This window comes from Streptomyces sp. NRRL F-5122 (assembly GCF_001507435.1).
GTDB lineage: Bacteria > Actinomycetota > Actinomycetes > Streptomycetales > Streptomycetaceae > Streptomyces > Streptomyces lannensis.
Map to the genome: position 1 here is coordinate 47,993 of NZ_LMWH01000302.1, position 20,485 is coordinate 68,477.

The window sequence follows — 20,485 nt, forward strand, 5'->3', positions numbered from 1 at the left end:
AGGCAGGGGCGGGGCAGGTGACGCGGTGATGGACAAGCTGGGGGCGGGGGATCCGCAACGGATCGGGGCCTATCGGCTGCTCGCGCGGCTCGGGGCCGGCGGCATGGGGAGGGTGTATCTGGCCCGGTCGGACCGGGGCCGGACCGTCGCCGTGAAACTCGTCCGGCGGGAGCTGGCCGAGCAGGAGGAGTTCAGGGCGCGCTTCCGGCAGGAGGTGCACGCCGCGCGGCAGGTCGGCGGGTACTGGACCGCACCCGTCCTCGACGCCGACACTGAGGCCGACATCCCCTGGGTCGCCACCGGGTACGTGGCCGGACCGACCCTCCAGGCCGTGGTCTCGCACGATCACGGTGCCCTGCCGGAACGCTCCGTGGGCATCCTGGCCGCCGGACTCGCCCACGCCCTCCAGGACATCCACGCCGCCGGGCTGATCCACCGCGACCTCAAGCCCTCCAACGTCCTGGTGACGATCGACGGGCCACGGGTCATCGACTTCGGCATCGCCCGCGCCCTGGAGACCCTGGCCGGCGCGGGGCTCACCCGCACCGGCGCGCTCGTCGGATCGCCCGGGTTCATGGCGCCCGAGCAGGTGCGCGGCGACCGCATCACGCCCGCGTGCGACGTCTTCTGCCTCGGGTCCGTGCTCGCCTACGCCGCCACGGGCACCCTTCCCTTCGGTGACGCGAACAGCGCTGCGCACGCGCTGATGTTCCGCATCGCGCAGGAGGACCCCGACCTCGAGGGGCTGCCCGAGGGGCTCGACGACCTCGTGCGGGACTGCCTGCGCAAGGACCCGGCGGCCCGGCCCGCGCTCGCCGAGATCCTGGAGCGGTCCGGTGCCGAGGACACGGTCTCCGGCGGCCGGAGCAAGGACCCCTGGCTGCCCGGCGTCCTGGTCGCGCAACTCGGCCGCCACGCGGTACGGCTGCTGGACACGGAGGACCCGGAGGAGGGGACGCGGGGCACCGCCACCGTGCCGGTGACGGCTCCCGGGGGCGCCATGGGGCAGGCCGTGGACCCGGGGCACTTCGGCCCCGCGGCGCCCGCTTCTGCCGGTGCCGTGCCGGAGGGCGCGATGGCCGGCGCCGGCGCTGAGGGCCCCCGGGTGCCCGGAGCCGAGGGCGGCGGGCAGCAGGTGGATGCGGTGGGCGGTGACGGGGCCACCGGACGCGGGGGTCCCACGGTCTCCGTCGAGGCCGGACCGCGGGATCGCGCGGACCTCATCGAGCAGGTGCCGGCGCCCCGGGCGGCCGGGGTGCCGCTCGAGCACGCTTCCGCGGCGGACCCGGCGGACGGCACCGACGGCCCGGACGCGCCCCCGCCGGGCGGGTCCCGCGACCTCGAACGGCGGCCCACCGAGGTGGTCCGCGCCGATCACACCTCCGTGCCCGCCCCGCACCCCGCCCACGGTCATCCCCAGCAGCACCTCCAGCCACCGGCGTACGGCTACCCGCAGCACGCCGGTGGCCGGGGCGGCGCCACGGACCAGGCCTACGGCCCGACCCCGCCGTACGGGCCGTCCTCGTACGGGCCGTCTCCCTACGGTGATCCGGGGCAGCCGGAACCCGCACGCAGAAGCGGCCGCTCCACCGCCGTGCTGATCGTCGTCGCCCTGGTGGTGGCGCTCGGCGCGGGCGGCTCGGTGTTCGCGCTGATGCGGGGCGGGGGGATCGGGACGAGTGGCGGGGCAGCGCCCTCGCACACCTCCGCCGCGCCCACGACCCACGGTCCGACCACGCCCGCGCCCTCCAGCCCGGCGAGCGCGAGCCCCACCTCGCCGTCGCCGGCTGCCGGCGCCGTGCCGTACGCCTACCTCGGAACCTGGAACGGCAGCATCGACAACTCGGGCGGCCACAGCACCCGCAGCCTGGTCATCGAGCAGGGCGCCGTGGGCGACCCGGTGCTCTCCCTGACCGCGGAGGGCCCGGCGGGCAGCGGCACGTACCACTGCGTCTTCCGGGCGAAGCTCGCCGAAGAACCCGCCTCCGGCGGCCCGTTGAGGATCGGGCCGTCCACGGTCACGGTCGGCAGCCCCGCCTCGTCCTGCACCCCGGGCGCCGCGACGGAGCTGACGATCCTCCCGGACGGCCGGCTCGAGCGTCTGAACACCAGCACCGGCGAGTCCCTGACATACACGAAGGTGAACTGAACTCCCGTCATCCGCTTGTCCGTTGAACGTCATTCGAACTTCGGCGGGCGACCCAGGCCCGTTTCCGCCCGCAGTCGTACCGTGACCCCACGATCGGCTCCGGGAAGTGGCGGGGGACCCACGATGGAGTGGTTGAGCGCAGAGAACGTCGTGGCCGTGGGGACAGCCTTCCTCGGCATCGTCGCGTCCGGTGTCATGGTCTGGTACGAGCGCCGGGTCCCGCGCCGCAAACGCATCGGCTACCGCGTCCAGATGGACAACCCGATAGGGGACGACGTCCGTTCGGGCCGCGCCAACAGACGTCTCGGTCTCTTCGACGAGACCCCGGGCATGGTGGACGCGACGCTCGTGCTCCTCCGCATCGAGAACGACGGCTCGCAGGGCATCGACCGCGACGACTACACCGGTCCCGAACGCCACGGACTGACCGCGGTGTTCACCGATCGCACCATCCGCGGTGTCTCGGTCACGCAGCCGACCGACACGGACCACCTCATGGACCACTTCACTCCGGAGCGCGGGTTCGGCTACGAGGGCAACCGGCTGCGCATCCCGCGGGTACCGCTCAACCACGGCGACCACTTCAAGCTGCTCGTGCTGCTGTCGGGCGGCGACGTGGGCCGTGCGATACGGCTCACGGGCGGCATCCGGGACGGCGAGGTGCACCCCAACCGCAGCGCCACGCCGGACGACAAGCCGCCGCTGTTCAGCCGGGCCGCCCGGCTGATCAGCATCACGCTCACCCTGAGCGTCGTGACGCTCGCCGGCATCGTCGTCGCCCGCGACGACAGCCCGCCCAAACCGCCGCCGATGGACTGCGCCCGCGGCTCCCTGAGGATCACCGGCTCGACGGCCTTCGCTCCTGTGGCGCGGGAGGTGGCGAAGGAGTACGAGGAGAAGTGCGCGGGCGCCCGCATCACCGTGGATGCGCGCGGCAGCGAGGCGGGCGTGGGCGAACTCACCGGCCGGGGAGCCAAGTCCGGGGGCTCGCCCTCCGTGATCGCGTTCTCCGACGGCCTCACCGCCGACGGGTCCCGTGAACTCGTCGCGAACCGGGTCGCGGTACTGGCCTTCACCCTGGTCGTGAACAAGGGCATCGACCTGCCCCACGGGCTGTCCCTGAGCGACGTACGGCGCATCTACCGCGGACAGGTCACACGCTGGAAGCAGATCGACCGCCGGCTGCCCGATCTTCCCGTGGTCCTCGTCAGCCGCAACGCCGACTCCGGCACGCGGCAGATCTTCCAGCGGCAGGTGCTGGGCAGTTGGGAGCGCGCCCCCAGCACCTCGCTGGACTGCGTCCACAAGGACGACCGGTCCGCCCCCGTCATGCGCTGCGAACTCGACTCCACGCAGCAGGTGCTGGACAAGGTGGCCGAACTTCCCGGCGCCATCGGCTACAGCGAGCTGAACCTCGCTCTCGGCCACAAGGGCGTGCGCCGGGTGTCCTTGGACGGTGCCGCGGCCTCGGTCGAGGACATCGAGCTCGGCAGGAGCCACTACCCCTATCGCGGGGTCGAGTACGCCTACACCTATCGCAGCCCGGCGGCCGGCTCCCTCGCGGCCGGCTTCCTCGCCTATCTCGGCCAGGGTGTGGGCGGGACCGTGATCCGGGCACACGGCCATCTGCCGTGCTCCGCGCCCGCGGTGCTTCCGCTGTGCGCGGACGACGAGGGCTGAAGCCGGCGGCGCCGGGCCGCCGCCGGCCCTCTCAGCGCGGTTCCGGCGGCCGCTGCCGGGGCATGTTCGGCCGGGTTCCGTTCGCCGGCGGGAACCTTCCCGGCGCCGTCCCCTCCACCCGCGGCGCGGTCACCCCCGCCGACTGCATCCCCAGCGGCCCGGACCTCGTACGGAACTCCACCATCCAGTCCGCCGTCTCCGCCCGCACCAGCTCCGTGATGTCCTCCGAGAACCGCCGCAGCACCGAAAGGCACCGCTCCGCCGCCTCCCCCGCGGTCCCCTCCGTCGGTCCCAGCACCTCGCGCACGCTCTCCGACGCCCAGTCGAACTGCAGCGCCTGGAGCCGGCGCTGCACGGCCTGCGCGGTCGCCACGTCCCGCATCCATCCCGACGTCACCCCGAAGAACCGGTCCGCCGCCACGCACGCCGCTCCCAGCAACAGGGACAGATACGCCCAGGGCGCGACCCCGCCGACCGCGCCGGTCAGATCGAGCAGCGGCAGCGCCGCCCCGCAGACGGCCCCGGTCGCGGCGCCGGCCCGCAGCGCGAGCGCTCCCCGCCGCTTCCACACGCGGTTCGTGAGGTACCAGGTCGCCGTCTCCAGCGCGCGGCGCTCCACCCACCGGTACAGCTCGTCGAGCTGCTCCGCGGGCTCCGTCCAGTCGCCGTGCGGGAAGGGGCGCCCGGTGAGGTCGTCCGGCCGCAACCCGGTCGCGTCGTCGCCCCGGCCGTCCTGGAGCGGACCCTCGGGCTGCATCTCCGGCTGGCTCACCCGGCACTCCCTCCGTACGGCTGTCACGTTCCGTGATGTACACCCCGCGGTGCGCGTCGGTTCGCGCACGCTCCGCGATCTGTACGTGACGCGTGGTACTGAAGCGCCTGACCCTTCCTACCGCCCAATGGGTGGCGAGGGCCCGGGTTTCATTGCTTTTCCGCCCGGAAGTGGGCCTTGGTCAGGTGTAGACCGGCAGGCGAAGTCACTCGAAAGAGTGCTGACCCCGTTCCTTCCGGGGTCCGGACGGACTACCGGAGCGAGCGTCACGGTGACCACGTAGGCTCGTGCCAGGCGGCAAAAACCCGCCCAGGCAGCGGTACGAAACCGCAACCGCCGTACCGAACGAGACCAGGAGCTGATCGTGATCCCCGGTGGTGGCCAGCCCAACATGCAGCAGTTGCTCCAGCAGGCCCAGAAGATGCAGCAGGACCTCGCCAAGGCGCAGGAGGAGCTGGCGCGTACCGAGGTCGACGGCCAGGCGGGCGGTGGTCTGGTGAAGGCCACGGTCACCGGCTCCGGCGAGCTGCGCGCCCTGGCCATCGATCCCAAGGCGGTCGACCCGGAGGACACGGAGACGCTCGCCGACCTGATCGTCGCGGCCGTGCAGGCGGCCAACGAGAACGCGCAGGCCCTCCAGCAGCAGAAGCTCGGCCCGCTGGCCCAGGGGCTGGGTGGCGGCATCCCCGGCCTGCCGTTCTGAGTCCACCGGCCCGTCTCTTCTAAGCGAGGCGAGGGCCAACTACCGTACGTACCAAGAAACCCAGCCCGGCTACGGTACGTACCGACGCTCTCCAGGAAAGGCAGTCCGTTGTACGAAGGCGTGGTCCAGGACCTCATCGACGAACTGGGGCGGCTGCCCGGCGTCGGTCCCAAGAGCGCGCAGCGGATCGCCTTCCACATCCTGCAGGCCGAGCCGACGGACGTCCGCCGGCTCGCCCAGGCGCTGCTCGAGGTGAAGGCGAAGGTCCGCTTCTGCGCGATCTGTGGCAACGTCGCACAGGAGGAACTGTGCGGCATCTGCCGTGACACGCGTCGCGACGCCTCGGTGATCTGCGTGGTGGAGGAGCCGAAGGACGTCGTCGCGATCGAGCGGACCCGCGAGTTCCGGGGCCGCTACCACGTCCTGGGCGGCGCAATCAGCCCGATCGAGGGTGTGGGCCCCGACGATCTGCGGATCCGGGAGCTGCTCGCGCGGCTGGCCGACGGCACGGTCACCGAGCTGATCCTGGCGACGGACCCGAACCTGGAGGGCGAGGCCACGGCCACGTATCTCGCCCGGATGATCAAACCCATGGGCCTCAAGGTCACCCGCCTGGCCAGCGGCCTCCCGGTGGGCGGCGACCTGGAATACGCGGACGAGGTCACCCTCGGCCGCGCCTTCGAGGGGAGACGACTCCTAGATGTCTGACGCCACGCTGCACTCCACGACGATGGACCCCGACGACTTCGCGGTGCAGATCGCGGACCAGATCGAGAGTTTCCTGGTCGCCGTCACGGAGGTCGCCAAGGGTGACGAGCCGGACTCGGCCATCCCGTTCCTCCTGCTGGAGGTCTCCCAGCTGCTCCTCGCGGGCGGCCGTCTCGGCGCGCACGAGGACATCGTGCCCGACGAGCGCTACGAACCGGACTCGGGCCCGGACGCGGACGCGGACGACCTGCGCGAACGCCTCGCCGCCATGCTGGACCCGGTCGACGTCTACTCGGAGGTCTTCGACCCCTACGAGCCGCGCAAGGCACCGGTTCCGGCCCGTATCTCGGACGACCTGGCGGACGTCATCACCGATCTGCGCCACGGCATGGCCCACTACCGTGCGGGCCGTACCACCGAGGCCCTGTGGTGGTGGCAGTTCTCGTACTTCTCCAACTGGGGTTCCACGGCGTCCGCGACGCTCCGCGCGCTGCAGTCCCTGGTGGCGCATGTGCGGCTGAACCAGCCGCTGGAGGAGCTCGACGGCCTCGATACCGACCAGGGCCTCGGGGACGACACCCTCGCCGAGGAGGCGGGCCGGGTCATGGCTCAGGAGATCGCGGGACCGCTGGGGCTGCGTCCGGTCAAGTAAGCCCGGCGAACCCCTTCGCGAGCGCGCTCAGGCCTCCGGCGAGCGCGAGGAGCAGGACGAGGGTGCGTGCCCGGTTCTCGGGCACGCGTCCCGTGAGCGCGCGGCCCGCCAGCGCGCCCGCCGCCAGGGCGGTGACGGCCACGGCCCAGACCGGGGCGGTGAGCCGGGGCAGCCCGTTGGACGTCACCGACACCAGGTTGACGACGACACCGTAGAACTGCGCGTTCGGTACGAACTCGCGCACCGTCCAGCCCGCGTTGAGGGCGTACAGGGAGACGGGCGGTCCGCCGACACCCGCGGCCGAGTTCATGAACCCGCCCAGACCGCCGGCGACGACGGCGCCCCGGCCACCGCGCAGGGCGGGCACCCGCAGGCCGCGCATGACCAGTGCCACCGCCCCGGTGACGAGCGCGCCCAGGCAGGCCAGCAGCGCGGGTTCCGGCAGCTGCCGGGCCACCCAGGTCCCGGCCGGGACGGTGATCACCGCGGCGAGACACAGGGGAGCCATCACGGGCAGTCGCACGGCGCGCCGGCCGTCCACGAGCCCGAAGGCGCTGATGGCGCCGGCGGCGCAGTTGGCGAGCACCACACCCTGCGCGGGCCCGAGCAGGAGCACGAGCCCGGGGACGGCGACCAGGGCGAAGCCCATCCCGGTGAGCCACTGCACGCACCCGCCGAGCAGCACCACCCCGGCCAGCAGCAGTTCCGGCGCCCACCCATCCGTCACGGGCCGGTATCCTCCCGCCGCCGATCCGGCAGGATCAATGGCCGTGCACGGATCCGTCGCCGGTCGTGGTGCGGCGGGCGGTGCCCCCCGTCGGAGAGGTGATGCACCCGGCACGCCTGTGACACGCGGCACTTTCCGAGTACGGGGGTCCTGCCGGGGCAGATGGGCTGCTGGAGCGGCCGGAGCCGCGCGGTGGACCCTGCGGTGAAAACCGTCGCAGGCCCGCCGTACGTCCGGAGAAAAACCGGGATGATCCCGGGGTGAGCGAGACATCTCACCATGCGGTATCCCGGAAGGGAAATTCGGTCGCTCGATAGACTGAGCCGACCGCACCCGCACATGCGCAGGTGCGGAAAGAGACGGATTGAGCGAGGAGCGCACGTGGGCCTTGTCGTGCAGAAGTACGGAGGCTCCTCCGTAGCCGATGCCGAGGGCATCAAGCGCGTCGCCAAGCGGATCGTGGAAGCCAAGAAGAACGGCAACGATGTGGTTGTCGTGGTTTCCGCGATGGGCGACACGACGGACGAGCTGATCGATCTCGCCGAGCAGGTTTCCCCGATGCCTGCCGGGCGTGAGCTCGACATGCTGCTGACCGCCGGAGAGCGGATCTCCATGGCGCTCCTGGCCATGGCGATCAAGAACCTGGGCAACAAGGCCCAGTCGTTCACCGGCAGCCAGGCGGGTGTCATCACCGACTCGGTCCACAACAAAGCCCGGATCATCGACGTCACGCCGGGCCGCATCCGTACCGCGCTGGACGAGGGCAACATCGCCATCGTCGCCGGTTTCCAGGGCGTCAGCCAGGACAAGAAGGACATCACGACCCTGGGTCGCGGTGGTTCCGACACGACCGCGGTTGCGCTGGCCGCGGCCCTCGACGCCGAGGTGTGCGAGATCTACACCGACGTCGACGGCGTGTTCACCGCCGATCCGCGTGTGGTGAAGAAGGCCCGGAAGATCGACTGGATCTCCTTCGAGGACATGCTGGAGCTGGCCGCGTCCGGGTCCAAGGTGCTGCTCCACCGCTGTGTGGAGTACGCACGCCGTTACAACATCCCGATCCACGTCCGTTCGTCCTTCAGCGGGCTGCAGGGCACGTGGGTCAGCAGCGAGCCGATTCAGCAAGGGGACGTGAAGGTGGAGCAGGCCATCATCTCCGGTGTCGCGCACGACACCTCCGAGGCCAAGATCACGGTCGTCGGCGTGCCGGACAAGCCGGGCGAGGCCGCCTCGATCTTCCGTGCCATCGCCGACGCCGAGATCAACATCGACATGGTCGTGCAGAACGTGTCCGCCGCCGCGACCGGTCTCACGGACATCTCCTTCACCCTTCCGAAGACCGAAGGGCGCAAGGCGATCGACGCCCTGGAGAAGGGCAGGACCGCGATCGGCTTCGACTCGCTGCGCTACGACGACCAGATCGGCAAGATCTCGCTGGTCGGCGCCGGCATGAAGACGAACCCCGGCGTCACGGCCTCCTTCTTCGAGGCGCTCAGCGACGCGGGCGTGAACATCGAGCTGATCTCGACCTCCGAGATCCGTATCTCGGTCGTCACGCGCGCCGACGACGTCGCGGAGGCCGTGCGTGCCGTGCACACCGCGTTCGGTCTGGACTCCGAGAGCGACGAGGCCGTCGTCTACGGAGGCACCGGGCGATGACCGGCCTCCCCTTCGGGGGCACGGGACGTACGGAGTCGTCGGCCCTTGCGTGCGGCGGGCCGTCGGCAGGCCTCCTGCGCGGGGGCCCGGGCCGTACGGAGCGCCGATGACGGCGCGGACCGGGAAGCCGACGCTCGCGGTCGTGGGAGCGACCGGGGCCGTCGGCATGGTCATGCTCCAGATCCTGTCCCAGCACGCGGACATCTGGGGTGAGATCCGCCTGATCGCCTCACCGCGCTCGGCCGGCCGCAAGCTGACCGTGCGCGGGGAAGAGGTCGAGGTGGTAGCGCTCAGCGAGGAGGCGCTGTCCGGCGTCGACGTGGCGATGTTCGACGTGCCGGACGAGGTCGCCGAGCGGTGGGCGCCGATCGCGGCGTCGCAGGGCGCGGTCGTGGTGGACAACTCGGGCGCTTTCCGGATGGACCCCGAGGTCCCCCTGGTGGTGCCGGAGGTCAATCCGTATGCCGCCCGGGTGCGCCCGCGCGGCATCATCGCCAACCCCAACTGCACGACCCTCTCGATGATCGTGGCCCTCGGTGCGCTGCACGCCGAGTTCGGGCTGCGCGAGCTGGTCGTCTCCTCGTACCAGGCCGTGAGCGGGGCGGGGCGTGCGGGCATCGACACGCTGCGGCAGCAGTTGTCGCTCGTCGCGGGCACCGAACTGGGCACCAGCCCCGGTGACCTGCGGCGTGCGGTGGGTGACAACACGGGACCCTTCCCGGAGCCGGTCGCACTGAACGTGGTGCCGTGGGCCGGGTCGCTGCGCGAGGACGGGTGGTCCTCGGAGGAGATGAAGGTCCGCGACGAGTCCCGCAAGATCCTCGGGCTGCCGGAGCTGCGCGTGGCCGTCACCTGCGTGCGTGTACCGGTCGTCACGGTCCACTCGTTGACGGTCCACGCCCGTTTCGAGGGCGAGGTCACGGTCGACCGGGCCCGCGAGATCCTCGACACCGCGCCCGGCGTGGTCCTCTGCGACAACCCGTCGGCGGGCGAGTTCCCCACGCCCGCGGACGTGGTGGGCACGGACCCGACCTGGGTGGGCCGGGTGCGCCGAGCCCTGGACGATCCGACCGCCCTGGAACTGTTCGTGTGCGGCGACAACCTGCGCAAGGGCGCGGCCCTGAACACGGCTCAGATCGCCGAGCTGGTGGCCGCGGAGCTCGGAGCGTCGTAGGACGTTCGGGACGCCGCGCCCCCGCCTCCGAGTGAGGACGCGGGGCGCGGCGTCCCGTTCGCGATGGCCGGTGCGGGTCCCGGACACGCGTCATCGACGCGTTCTCCAGGTGACCCCTTTGTGTGGTTCGCCCGATGAGCGGCATCCGTCGACGGGTGTCATGTGACACACGTGATACGGACGTTCTGCGGTAACGCATGTCCACGGGCCGGAAACCCCGTGGTCATCGGCCGAATCATTTGTAGGATCTGTGTCGGATCCGTGGTCCAGTCCTATTGGTTGAGACCACTTGATCGACGTCTCCCGGCGTTCGAAGATTTTTCTCCCCGCCCCCGCAACCGCGCACAGGCCGGAGAGCGTCTTTGCGGTCGCCCTTCGGGGGCCGAGCACCACCACACATGGGGCATAGGGGAAGAGCTGGTACGCATGGCACTTGACGCACGGTCCGGTGCGCTGGGGGGCAGACGCGAGGACGCGCGGCCGGGCGGGACGCCCGAGGCAAAAGCGCTGTCTCCCGCGTACAACCCTGGCGGGGGGAGACGTGTCCAACAAGCGTGGCAGAGGTACTCGAATTCACCGCGGTACGGGCGAGGGGCACGACCCTGCGTCCTCCCCGCCGCCCCCGCATGCCCGGCGCGCCCGGCGGCATGCCGGTGATCGCCCCCATGCCCGCAGCGCGGCCCACCCGCATACCGAATCAGCGCGAGGGCGCCGACGAGACGGCCGCCGGCACCACGGTCGACCATCTCACCGAGACGTACCGCGCCCACTACCGCTCCCTCCTGGGCCTCGCGGCGCTCCTCCTCGACGACACCGCGTCCTGCGAGGACGTCGTCCAGGAGGCGTTCATCCGGGTCCACTCCGCGCGCAAGCGCGTCCGCGACCCGGAGAAGACGCTCGCGTACCTCCGCCAGACCGTCGTGAATCTTTCACGCTCGGCGTTGCGGCGCCGCATCCTCGGCCTCAAGCTGCTGTCGAAGCCCATGCCCGACATGGCGAGCGCCGAGGAAGGCGCGTACGACCAGCTGGAGCGCGATTCGCTGATCAAGGCGATGAAGGGACTTCAGCGCAGGCAGCGCGAGGTCCTGGTGCTGCGCTACTTCGCGGACATGACCGAGGCCCAGGTCGCGCAGACGCTGGGCATCTCGCTCGGGTCGGTGAAGGCGTACGGTTCACGTGGCATCGCCGCGCTCCGTACCGCCATGGGGGCGCCGGCATGAGCAAGCACGACGAGCGGCGCGGGGCGTCCTGGGGGAGCGACGCCCAGCACCGCCATGAGCCCTATGAGTGGCATCAGCCGACCGACCGGACCGAGCCCCATGAGGACGACCAAGACCAGCATGCTGGGAACGGAACTGTGAACCACCGCCCCGAGGACCAGGACCGGCGCGAGCCCGGACCGGACCGCGCCGCTGCCGACGCGACCGCGGGCGACCACCACTCCGTGCCCGGGCCCGTCGGTGTCGACGGCGGGGACGACACGGACGCCGATCGCCCCGGTGCCGAGCGCGAGAACTCCGGCGCGGACGACGAAGGCCCCCGTACCGACCGCCACGGGCCCGGCGGGGACCGGCTCATGGCGGCACTCGAGGGCCTCGGCCGGGACGATCTCGGATCAGGCGTCTCAGGAACCGACCGGACCGCTTCGAACGGCGGGGGAGCCGCGACGGGCCCCGAGGCGGAGGCGGCTCCGGAAGGACTCGCCGAGGACGAGCTGGCGCTGCGGCGGATGCTGCAGCAGGCGGTGAGCGAGATCGAGCCGCGCGACGGCTCGCTGACGCATCTGCGGCGTGCCGTGCCCGCCCGGCGGGCCCGGAAGCGGCAGGCCGTGGTCGGCATGGCCGCCGCCGCCCTGTTCATCGGCACGGCGATCCCCGCACTCGTCCACGTCTCGAACGCCACCGGCTCCAACGCCGACCCGTCCATCGCCGGCCAGGCCTCGCAGGCCCAGGGCGGCACCTCCCAAGGCAAGGGCCCGGACGGCGGCTCCAGCGGCGCCGCCGGGACCGCGGGCACCGCCAAGGACAAGGGCGGGAACGGCCAGAAGGACAAGGGAGACAAGGGCAAGGGCGTGGGCACCGGGGCGACCGGCGAGGTCGACCCGTCGGTCTCCGCGGGGAGCGCACCGGCGTGCACGGTGGACCAGCTGGGGGACGCGACCGCCACTGCGGGCGCCCCGGACTCCACCGGCGCGATCTACGGCACGTTCCGTGTCGCCAACACCTCCACCGCGAGCTGCACCGTCTCCGGCGCGGGCAGTGTGACCACCGTCGCCCAGGGCGCCGCCGACCAGTCCAAGGTCAGCGTGGTGAACCACGTCGTCGGCGACCCGGCGACGGCTCTGCCGGACCCGACCCAGGAAGTCACCTCGGTGGTGCTCAAGCCCGGGACGGCATACGACGTGAAGTTCGCCTGGGTCCCCTCCCAGACCTGCCCCACCCAGGGCGGCAACCCCGGCAACCCGTCCCCCAACCCGAGCCCCTCGGACACCGCGACCACGGGCAGCGGCTCCACCACCGACGGCACCCTCGGCACGGCGCCCCAGCTGATGACGGAGGACGGCGTCGCCGACGGCAGCGTGGCGGTCACGAACACCCCGGTGACCGGTTCCGCCGCGTCCACGGCGACCATCCCGAACGCCTGCGCCGGCACGGTCTACCGCACGGGAATCCTGCTGCCGACGTCCTGACCCGGAACACCGGACCTCCCAAGGCCCTGGTTCCGCCGGCCTGCCGCATCGGCGGCCGGGCGTCCGGCCTGTCGGGTCCGTGCTTCGGGGGACGGCGCGCGTGGTTCTCTTCGGCGGATGGCGCGTCCGGTGCCCCGGCGGATGACGCGCACGGTGCAGCATCGGCCGGCTCGAATCGCCGGCCGGTCCGTTGTGCCCGTGGCGTACTCCTGTTCCGACCGTGAACGGCGGTCCGGGGCGCGGTCGGCTGTGACGGCGGTTCGGGGGTCTGCTGTGCGGACGTCCGGCACGTCCTGCCGCCCCGCCGGATGCCGTTCCGAATGTCCGGTACGCCTTGCTCGCCGTGTAGCAGGCCGTCAGAGGAGTTCGACGAGGCGGGGCTTTCATGGGTGCTGGGGCGTTCGTGAACGGTGGAGACGCCCGCGGGCGAACGCTCGGTTCAGCGGGCGCGCGGTCCTGCTACGACCCGCGGTGAGGCTCAGGCCTTGGTGGCGCGGGCACGGCTCTCGCCGCCGGATTCCCCGCTCACGGCCCCCTCGATGAGGGAATCCTCTTCCGGGGCCTCGACTGTCGAACCGTCTGCCGGGTCCTCGCCGGTCGGACCTTCTTCCGGGGCCTCACCCGTGGGGCGTTCTGCCGGGGTCCCGTTCGTCGGGCCCTCCGCCGAGCCGCCGGCCCGGGCGGCAGCCGCCCCGGAATCCGTGGCCGCCGTTGTCTCCGTCACGAGCCCCAGTTCCGCGTCCCGGGCGTATTCGGCCTCGCGTCGCAGCAGCCGGAACCACATGAACACCGTGAATCCCGCGAAGACGAACCACTCACCGGTGTAGCCCAGGTTCTGGAACGCCTTCAGATCCAGCCCGCTCCCCGCCGGTGCCGTCGCCGGTACGGCCTTCATCCCGGCATCGGCCTTGTCGAGGGTGACCCATGCGTCGTACACGTCGTACGGCACCAGGTTCACCAGCGACGCCGCGCTGATCGCGGCGGTCTGACCGGTGGGCAGCCCACCGCCCGCGCCCACTCCGTTCGCCCCGGGGCTCTCCGACGCCTGCAGCGCTCCCGTGACCGTGACCTCGCCGGACGGTACGACCGGCGCCTTCGCGGCGTCCGCGTTGCCCGGCAGCCAGCCCCGCACCACCGGCAGCGCCTTGCCGGAATCGGTTCGCAGCATGGTGAGAACGTAGAAGCCCTGCCTGCCGTCCAGCGCCCGGTCCGGCACCAGCAACTGCTTCCCGTACCGGCCGGTGACCCTGGCCCGCATCCCGGACGTCTTCTTGTCCACCGGCAGCAGCTGCTCCAGAGGCCGGGGAGCCTCCTTCGCACCGGCTTCGGCCTGCTCGGTCTGCGTGCGGTGGTCCTGGACCCGGGACTCGAACCGGCTCAACTGCCACGACCCCATGAAGATGCAGAAGGGGATGGCCAACAGCACGAAGACGTTGATCCCCCACCAGCGGGGCGTCAGCAGAAACCGGTACACGACCTCCACGGTACGGTGCCGCCCCCGCGGACCCGCCCGTGGGGCCCTGGGGATCCGCCCGCGGTCCCCCGGGGGATCGGCCGTCGGCCTCCGGTGCACGGGGCACACGCGCATGCCCCGTACATCCGGCCCTGCCTCACACCTGCGGATACGCCGCTCGCCCGGCGCAGCGGCCCGGCGCACCGCGTACTTCACCGCCCGGGGGCCACGCCCTGTCCGGCGCTCGCTCCACCTCCCCCTATGCCGTCCCGAGGTGCCGCGAGGCGAAGTCGAGCTCCAGCCGCACCTGCTTGATGCGCTCGTCGACCACCAGCGAGCCGTGTCCCGCGTCGTACCGGTACACCTCGTGCATGGCCTTCCGCGCGGTGAGCCGGTCCACGTAGTTCTCGACCTGGCGGATCGGGCACCGGGGGTCGTTCACCCCCGCCGAGATGTACACGGGCGCCTTCACCGCGTCGACGTAGGTGAGCGGCGAGGACGCCTCGAAGCGCTCCGGGACCTCCTCGGGTGTGCCCCCGAGCAGCGTCCGGTCCATCGCTTTCAGAGCCTCCATCTCGTCGTGGTAGGCCGTCACATAGTCCGCGACGGGGACCGCCGCGATGCCGATGGTCCACGCGTCCGGCTGTGTGCCGAGCCCGAGCAGCGTCAGGTAACCGCCCCATGAGCCGCCCGTCAGAACGAGCCGCTCGGGATCGGCGAGCCCGGACGACACCGCCCACTCACGGACCGCCGCGATGTCCTCCAGCTCGATCAGCCCGACCCGGTGCTTGAGCGCGTCCGTCCAGTCCCGTCCGTATCCCGTCGAGCCCCGGTAGTTGACCCGCACCACCGCGTACCCGTGGTCCACCCAGGCCGCCGGCCCCGCCGCGAACGAGTCGCTGTCGTGCCAGGTGGGGCCGCCGTGGATGTCGAACACCGTCGGCAGCGGCCCGCTCGCCCCCACGGGCTTCTGGACCAGGGCGTGGATACGGCCGCCGGGCCCGTCCACCCAGACGTCCTCCACCGGTACCGTCCCCGGGGACTTCATCCCGGGCGGGTCCAGCACGACCGCGCCGGAGGTCGAGCGCACCACGGGCGGCTCGGCGGCCGACGACCACAGGTACTCCACGGTCCCGTCGGGCCGGGCCGTGGCCCCGGACACGGTGCCGGGCGGTGTCGGCACCCGCGTCAGCTTCCGCGCCGCGAGGTCGTAGCGGAACAGCTCGCTACGTGCCTCGAAGCCGTGCACGATCAGCAGCGCCGAACCGTCGGGGTACCACTCCGCGGCCACGTCACCCGGCAGGTCCAGGCCCAGGTCCGTCTCCTCGCCGGAGGCGACGTCCCACACCATCGGCTCCCACCGACCGCGCCGCTGGTGCCCGATCAGCAGGCGCGTGTCCCCGGCGACCGGCGCGAAGCCCAGTACCTCGAGGCCGAGTTCGATCGTGCCGCCCTTGGTGTCGTCCAGCTCCGCGAGCGTCGAACCGTCCGGCCGCAGCACACGCAGTGCGGAGTGCATGGCGTCGCCGTGCTCGGTGTGCTCGACGGCGATCAGCGAGCCGTCCCACGAGAGGTCTCCCACCCCGGCGGATTCACGGTGCCGGTAGATCTCCACCGGGTTCTGACCGGCCCGGACGAGATGGATCGTCGACCCGTCCTGGTCGGTCGAGCGGCCCACGACCGCGGTCCGCCCGTCCCGTCCGATCACGAGTCCGGCCGGGTACGAGGGCTCGAGTCCGGGAGCGGCCGGCGCGTCGGGTTCCGAGCTCCGGGCTGCGCCGGAGTCCTCACCGGAGGCGCCGTGCGCGAACCGCTGGCGTCTCCAGATCCCGAACTCGTCCCCGTCCGTGTCGTCGAACCACCAGATCCACTCGCCGTCCGGCGAGAGCACGCCGTCCGTCGTGCCGTTGGCCCGGTCGGTGACCTGGCGCTGCTCGCCCGTGGTCCGGTCCCACGCGTACAGCTCGTACGTCCCCGTCGCATTGGAGACGAACAGGGAACGCTGCGGTGCGTCCTCCGCCCAGTCGGGCAGTGACACCCGCGGCGCACGGAAGCGCTTCTCCCAGTCCGGCATGTCCTCGCCGTGCTCCGGCGAGCTGGACCCGTTGCTCTCAGTCATGGCCCCATAGTGCCTGGCCCGGCGGAGTTTCCGCGGGCGAGGTGCCCAGCCTGTGGAAAACTCACCCCGGAAAGGGCGTGACCAGGCATGATCCCCTGCTGCCGGTGCGAGCCGTACAGCGGCCTCACCGCCGGGCACTGGCTTTGGCCCCGGCTGCGGGGTCCGCGGCGCATGCGCGGGGGACGCGGGGCGTGCGACGTGGGCACGGCGGAGGACGACGGCCCGGTGCGGACGACCTGACATGGCGGGTGAGGGGCCTGGCGGTGGACGACTCCGACGGTGGCGGCCGGGCCTGACGGTGGACGGCCGGGCGGCGGTGGGCGGCGAGGGCGGTGGAGTGCGACGGGCGCGCCCGTGGACGGCCCGGCGGCGGTGGGCGACCGGCGCCTCGGCGACCCCACCGACCCGCACTCTGATCACTCACCTCTGCACCGCGCGCAACCACGGTCCGACTGTCAGTGGCGGGATGCACACTCTCGGCATGACCTCGATGACCGATCTGCGCAAGACCGTGGAGAGTTTCTGGGCCGCTGCGGAGGCCCGCGACTGGGACACGTTCGCGGCCACTCTGGCCGAGGACGTCGTCTACACCCTGCCGCAGACGCGCGAGCGCATCCGTGGGCGGGAGCGGTACGTCCGGTTCAACCGTGAGTACCCGGGCGACTGGCACCTGCGTGTCGAGCGCATCGTCGCCGAGCCTGAACAGGCCGTCACCTGGCTCCACTTCACGGTGGGCCTGGAAGAGATGCACGGCATCACCTTTTTCACCGCCGACCGGGAGGGACACATAGCCACGGTGACGGACTTCTGGCCCGAGCCCTACGAGCCGCCGGCGGGCCGCGAACACCTGGTCGAGCGCTTCTGACGGCTCCACGCAGGGGTGGTGCGACCCCGTCCGCCGCGCGCACTCGGGGACGTCCTGCCCACCTGCCCGCGAGCCGCCCCCGCAGTTTTCGCAGCTCCGGGCTCTCTCTATCCTCCGGTCGTCTCGCGGCGCCTGCGGCCGAGGAGTTCGGCCAGCCCGCGTCGTGTCGCCGCCAGGACCACCCGGTCCTCCGGTCGCAGGACGTAATCGGGCGACAGGTCCCACACCAGCCCCGGGGCGCGGGCCGGGGCGTCGGACTCCGGGTCGGACGACCGGCCGCGCTCGCCGGGCGCCGAGGTGTCCCGGGCGAGCACACGCCACGCCCCCGGACGGAACGCCGCGGCGACCGTCCGTCCTTCCAACTGCGGATGCCCGGCGACATCCACAGCCGCGAGCAGCAGCACGCGTCGCTCCACCGGGATCGCACCCAGGATCTGCCGTCCCAGCATGGCCCCGGCGAACGCAGGAGCAGCCAGGTGCGACACGCTGCGGCTGCGGGTCAGGGCGTGCGGGTGAGCGGCACGCAGTGTCCGGTAGACGGCCGTCGCGAAGTCGTCGTCGTAAAGACGCAGCACCACCCGCAGGTCGGGCCGTACGGAGCGGGCGTACAGCACCGCCTCGAGGTTCGTGGTGTCGGCGCTGGTCAGCGCGAGCAACGCGTGCGCCCGCTGGATCTTGGCCGCTTCCAGAACGCCTTCCTGCGTCACGTCGCCGAGCACGACGGGCACCCGCAGCCTGCGCGCCGTCGCCAGCCCACGCGCGTCGGGATCACCCTCGACGCACACCACGGGGATCTTCAGCTCACGCAGCCGGGTCATGACCCGGGTGCCGATCTTCCCGAGGCCGAGCAGCACCACATGTCCCGACAGTCCGCGCGGCGGTTTGCGCAGCGCGGACCCGTTGCGGAAGGTGCCGAGCGCCTCCAGCACGGCTGCCAGCAGCACCGGAAGCAGCAGCAAACCCACCAACCCGGACAGCAGTTGGAGGATCTGCCGCCCGGTGGGCTCACCGATGGCCGGGTTGTTGATGGCGAACAGGTCGAGGAGCGTCAAGTACGTGGCTCGCAGCGGAGTTTCGTCGGTGACGGCCATGGACGCGACGGCGAGCGCGACCACGCAGCCGACGAGTCCGGCGAACGACCAGCGCAGCCGCCGCGACAGCAGCGAGCCGAGCGGCACGGGGCCGCGCCCGGCGGCCAGGGCGGGACCCGCGTACGAGACGGCCTCCAGGACGACGGTGCCGCGCCCGGTGGCCTCGGCGACGGCCCTTTCGTCGGGCAGGAGCCGGGGTCCCTGCTCACCGCTCACCTCCGAACCATCCGCTCCCGCCGGATCGTTCGCCGTCGCGGACAGCAGGGCGAGTGTGCACAGCCCCGGGTCGGCGACCTGACCCGGCGGGGGCGGTGGACGCTCGACGGCCCTCAGCATCAGCCCGTCGGTCTGTACGACCTTGGTGGTGCCGGCGACGGCGGTCGCGGCCAGCGCGGGCGCGGCGGTGTCGGCGTCGGACAGGACGGTCGTGGATGCGTCGGACTCCTCCTCACCGCCGGGCCCGCCCGAGGCCAACGCCGCGGCCTGGTCGAGCAGTGCCTCGATGTGCTGTCCCAGGCGCCGGTTGTACAGGCGCAGCACGAGTCGCAGTCGAGGATTGATGCGGCGGGCGGTGAGCGCGGCCCGGATATTGGTCTCGTCGTCGTCATAGACGAGTGCCAGCGCCGTGGCCCGGTCCACTCCGGCCTCGGCCAGCACGGCCTCGGACGCCTCGGTGGCCTCCAACAGTCTTACGGAGCCGGGGGATTCCGTCGTGGGGCCGCCGCCCCTGGTGGCGGGACGTGCGTCCGTACCGTTTCCTTGACCGTTGCCGTTGCCCGCCGCTCGTGTGACGGCGGCCGAGACCCGGTCGAGCAGCCCCGATCCCCGGGCGCGCCCCACGACCGGCTGCCGGGCGACTCGTTCGGCGGGCGGTACGACAAGCGTCACCTGCTCGCCGTACACCCCGCGCAACTCGGCGGCCAGCCGGTGCGCGAGTCCGTCGTCGCCGCACACCACCATGTGCGCGACGGGTTCACCCGACCCGTTCTGCTGCGGAACGCCTGCCACGGGGAGAAAGACTGCCCTACTGAGGGCGCTGGTTCCACAGGGGTGGGCAATGCGACGTGCGGTTTCGGGAAAGGCCGTCCCGTGGGACGGAGGGCGGAAACCGACGGGTTCGACTCGGGCCCCGCTCAGGCCGGTTCGGGTGCGCTGGATCACACGGTGCGCATTGAGCGGATTCCCCGGCCGATGTGCGTACCCACCCATGACGATCGGGCTCCGGATGCAAGGATGGTGTCCGTCATGGCCGTCGGGTGGTGTTCTCGCACGCTACGGGCCGCGGTGTTCGCCGCCGTGTGCGTATCGCTCGCCGCCCTGGGGCACACGATGATGTCCGGTTCCCCGCTGCCCTGGTGGGGGCCGGCCGCCGGTGTCCTCGTCACCGGTGGCGCGGGCTGGTTCCTGGCCGGCCGCGAGCGCGGACGTCCGTTTGTCGTCTCCGCCGTGGTCGTCGCCCAGGCAGGACTGCACGTGGGGTTCTCCTACGCGCAGTCGGGGCGGCACCTCATGGCGCCCGCCACCACGGGCGGAGACCTCATACCTCGGGAGCCCATGGACTGCGCGGACATGGGGCCTGCGTCGACGGGTCCCATGGACGGCATGGACATGGGCGCCACGATGGCCGGCGCCGACATGGGACTCCTGGATCCAGCCGGCCTCGGACCCGCCGCGGCGGCAGCCTCCGGCGGCATGCTCGTAGCCCACCTGTTCGCAGCCGTGTTGTGCGGCCTGTGGCTGGCATACGGCGAGCGGGCCGCGTTCCGGGTCCTGCGGGCGGTCGCCGGCCGGCTGTCCGCACCGCTGCGCCTGCTGCTGACCCTGCCGGTCCCTCCGGAGCGGCCGCGGGTCCGGGCCCGCCGTGGCCGGGCCGACCGCTCACCGCGTCGGCTTCCCCTCGTTCACTCGATCACCTCAAGGGGCCCGCCACCGGGAACCGCTGTCCTCTGACCGACAGCCGTTTCCCGAGGCCGCGACACCGCGTGCCCCGGGCCACGGCCGTGATCCGGCGCAGGCGCCGAACGCACGACGCCGACCCTCACGG

General features: G+C 72.2%; 16 protein-coding genes. 11 read left to right on the forward strand and 5 right to left on the reverse strand.

Annotated elements, in window-relative coordinates:
* The first annotated feature begins 28 nt into the window (after positions 1 to 28).
* Together ADL25_RS43785 and ADL25_RS43790 are read left to right on the forward strand one after the other, a co-directional pair.
* The gene (locus ADL25_RS43785; protein ID WP_059133549.1) at positions 29 to 2,149 is read left to right on the forward strand and encodes a serine/threonine-protein kinase; all 2,121 of its coding nucleotides are present in this window, start codon (positions 29 to 31) and stop codon (positions 2,147 to 2,149) included.
* 123 nt (positions 2,150 to 2,272) lie between these two features.
* Positions 2,273 to 3,829 (forward strand): PstS family phosphate ABC transporter substrate-binding protein, encoded by a 1,557-nt coding sequence (locus ADL25_RS43790; protein ID WP_059133550.1) that lies wholly within the window; start codon positions 2,273 to 2,275, stop codon positions 3,827 to 3,829.
* Between the two features lie 31 nt (positions 3,830 to 3,860).
* Here the strand turns inward: ADL25_RS43790 and ADL25_RS43795 are convergent, their stop codons facing one another.
* A complete protein-coding gene (locus tag ADL25_RS43795; protein ID WP_059133551.1) occupies positions 3,861 to 4,601 on the reverse strand; it encodes an SLATT domain-containing protein in 741 nt (246 codons plus the stop codon).
* Positions 4,602 to 4,965: 364 nt separating this feature from the next.
* Here ADL25_RS43795 and ADL25_RS43800 point away from each other — a divergent pair, with 364 nt between their 5' ends.
* The 3 genes from ADL25_RS43800 to ADL25_RS43810 all read left to right on the forward strand — a co-directional run bounded on the left by ADL25_RS43800 (position 4,966) and on the right by ADL25_RS43810 (position 6,664).
* On the forward strand, positions 4,966 to 5,304 hold the full coding sequence (locus ADL25_RS43800; protein ID WP_059133552.1) for a YbaB/EbfC family nucleoid-associated protein: 339 nt from the start codon (positions 4,966 to 4,968) through the stop codon (positions 5,302 to 5,304).
* A gap of 108 nt (positions 5,305 to 5,412) precedes the next feature.
* Positions 5,413 to 6,012, forward strand: a complete 600-nt coding sequence (gene recR, locus ADL25_RS43805) for a recombination mediator RecR (protein ID WP_059133553.1) — start codon at positions 5,413 to 5,415, stop codon at positions 6,010 to 6,012.
* Positions 6,005 to 6,664 (forward strand): DUF5063 domain-containing protein, encoded by a 660-nt coding sequence (locus tag ADL25_RS43810; protein ID WP_059133554.1) that lies wholly within the window; start codon positions 6,005 to 6,007, stop codon positions 6,662 to 6,664. Before recR ends, ADL25_RS43810 begins: the two co-directional genes overlap by 8 nt.
* On the opposite strand, the gene ADL25_RS43815 is transcribed toward ADL25_RS43810, so the two are convergent.
* On the reverse strand, positions 6,657 to 7,391 hold the full coding sequence (locus ADL25_RS43815; protein ID WP_059133555.1) for a sulfite exporter TauE/SafE family protein: 735 nt from the start codon (positions 7,389 to 7,391) through the stop codon (positions 6,657 to 6,659). The genes ADL25_RS43810 and ADL25_RS43815 overlap by 8 nt on opposite strands.
* 381 nt (positions 7,392 to 7,772) lie before the next feature.
* On the opposite strand from ADL25_RS43815, the gene ADL25_RS43820 reads away from it, so the two are divergent.
* From ADL25_RS43820 to ADL25_RS43835, 4 genes are all read left to right on the forward strand, one after another.
* Positions 7,773 to 9,050, forward strand: a complete 1,278-nt coding sequence (locus ADL25_RS43820; protein ID WP_059133556.1) for an aspartate kinase — start codon at positions 7,773 to 7,775, stop codon at positions 9,048 to 9,050.
* Positions 9,051 to 9,156: 106 nt separating this feature from the next.
* Positions 9,157 to 10,224, forward strand: a complete 1,068-nt coding sequence (locus ADL25_RS43825; protein WP_059133557.1) for an aspartate-semialdehyde dehydrogenase — start codon at positions 9,157 to 9,159, stop codon at positions 10,222 to 10,224.
* Between the two features lie 554 nt (positions 10,225 to 10,778).
* On the forward strand, positions 10,779 to 11,444 hold the full coding sequence (locus ADL25_RS43830; protein WP_079051018.1) for a SigE family RNA polymerase sigma factor: 666 nt from the start codon (positions 10,779 to 10,781) through the stop codon (positions 11,442 to 11,444).
* On the forward strand, positions 11,441 to 12,913 hold the full coding sequence (locus ADL25_RS43835) for a hypothetical protein (protein ID WP_234381301.1): 1,473 nt from the start codon (positions 11,441 to 11,443) through the stop codon (positions 12,911 to 12,913). The genes ADL25_RS43830 and ADL25_RS43835 overlap by 4 nt, the downstream gene beginning before the upstream one ends.
* 478 nt (positions 12,914 to 13,391) lie before the next feature.
* On the opposite strand, the gene ADL25_RS43840 is transcribed toward ADL25_RS43835, so the two are convergent.
* Positions 13,392 to 14,387 carry an SURF1 family protein gene (locus ADL25_RS43840; RefSeq protein ID WP_079051041.1) on the reverse strand — a complete coding sequence of 332 codons (996 nt, stop codon included), beginning with the start codon at positions 14,385 to 14,387 and terminating at the stop codon, positions 13,392 to 13,394.
* A gap of 238 nt (positions 14,388 to 14,625) precedes the next feature.
* Entirely contained in the window at positions 14,626 to 16,485 is a 1,860-nt protein-coding gene (locus ADL25_RS43845) for a prolyl oligopeptidase family serine peptidase (RefSeq protein ID WP_059133559.1), read from the reverse strand.
* Between the two features lie 490 nt (positions 16,486 to 16,975).
* On the opposite strand from ADL25_RS43845, the gene ADL25_RS43850 reads away from it, so the two are divergent.
* The gene (locus tag ADL25_RS43850; protein WP_107116871.1) at positions 16,976 to 17,350 is read left to right on the forward strand and encodes a nuclear transport factor 2 family protein; all 375 of its coding nucleotides are present in this window, start codon (positions 16,976 to 16,978) and stop codon (positions 17,348 to 17,350) included.
* A gap of 107 nt (positions 17,351 to 17,457) precedes the next feature.
* Here the strand turns inward: ADL25_RS43850 and ADL25_RS43855 are convergent, their stop codons facing one another.
* The gene (locus tag ADL25_RS43855; RefSeq protein WP_059133682.1) at positions 17,458 to 19,401 is read right to left on the reverse strand and encodes an NAD-binding protein; all 1,944 of its coding nucleotides are present in this window, start codon (positions 19,399 to 19,401) and stop codon (positions 17,458 to 17,460) included.
* 285 nt (positions 19,402 to 19,686) lie between these two features.
* Here ADL25_RS43855 and ADL25_RS43860 point away from each other — a divergent pair, with 285 nt between their 5' ends.
* A complete protein-coding gene (locus tag ADL25_RS43860; protein ID WP_181923114.1) occupies positions 19,687 to 20,391 on the forward strand; it encodes a hypothetical protein in 705 nt (234 codons plus the stop codon).
* The last annotated feature ends 94 nt before the right edge of the window (positions 20,392 to 20,485 follow it).

Coding starts and splice junctions, on each gene's coding strand:
- ADL25_RS43785 (WP_059133549.1), top strand. CDS start 29: ATGGACAAGCTGGGGGCGGGGGATCCGCAACGGATCGGGGCCTATCGG.
- ADL25_RS43790 (WP_059133550.1), top strand. CDS start 2,273: ATGGAGTGGTTGAGCGCAGAGAACGTCGTGGCCGTGGGGACAGCCTTC.
- ADL25_RS43810 (WP_059133554.1), top strand. CDS start 6,005: ATGTCTGACGCCACGCTGCACTCCACGACGATGGACCCCGACGACTTC.
- ADL25_RS43825 (WP_059133557.1), top strand. CDS start 9,157: ATGACGGCGCGGACCGGGAAGCCGACGCTCGCGGTCGTGGGAGCGACC.
- ADL25_RS43835 (WP_234381301.1), top strand. CDS start 11,441: ATGAGCAAGCACGACGAGCGGCGCGGGGCGTCCTGGGGGAGCGACGCC.
- ADL25_RS43845 (WP_059133559.1), bottom strand. CDS start 16,485: ATGACTGAGAGCAACGGGTCCAGCTCGCCGGAGCACGGCGAGGACATG.
- ADL25_RS43850 (WP_107116871.1), top strand. CDS start 16,976: ATGACCGATCTGCGCAAGACCGTGGAGAGTTTCTGGGCCGCTGCGGAG.
- ADL25_RS43855 (WP_059133682.1), bottom strand. CDS start 19,401: ATGGTGGTGTGCGGCGACGACGGACTCGCGCACCGGCTGGCCGCCGAG.
- ADL25_RS43860 (WP_181923114.1), top strand. CDS start 19,687: ATGGCCGTCGGGTGGTGTTCTCGCACGCTACGGGCCGCGGTGTTCGCC.